Source organism: Vibrio marinisediminis (assembly GCF_014050145.1).
Taxonomy (GTDB): Bacteria; Pseudomonadota; Gammaproteobacteria; order Enterobacterales; family Vibrionaceae; genus Vibrio; species Vibrio marinisediminis.
In genome coordinates, this window is the sequence record NZ_JACFYF010000088.1 from 1 (window position 1) to 337 (window position 337).

The following is a 337-nucleotide window of genomic DNA, read 5'->3' on the forward strand; positions in this document are numbered from 1 at the left end:
GATGCGCAACCTGGTGAATGCGGATGTGAACATCTGCATGTATCGCGAATTCGGTCGCGGGCTCTGCGAAGTGCTGAACAAGCCCTATCTGCAAGCCCCCATCGGCATCGAGAGCACCACGAAATTCCTGCGCAAACTCGGGGAGTTGCTGGGTCTCGACCCGGAGCCGTTCATCGCCACGGAGAAGCATTCCACGATCAAGCCGGTCTGGGATCTGTGGCGCTCGGTCACCCAGGATTTCTTCGCCACCGCGTCCTTCGGGATCGTCGCGAACGAGACCTATGCAAGGGGCATCCGCAACTTCCTCGAGGTCGACATGGGCCTGCCCTGCGCCTTC

General features: G+C 60.5%; 1 protein-coding gene. It reads left to right on the forward strand.

The window, feature by feature from the left end; genetic code table 11:
• On the forward strand, positions 1 to 337 hold a 337-nt coding region (locus tag H2O73_RS23510; protein WP_220457694.1), incomplete at both ends, for a nitrogenase component 1.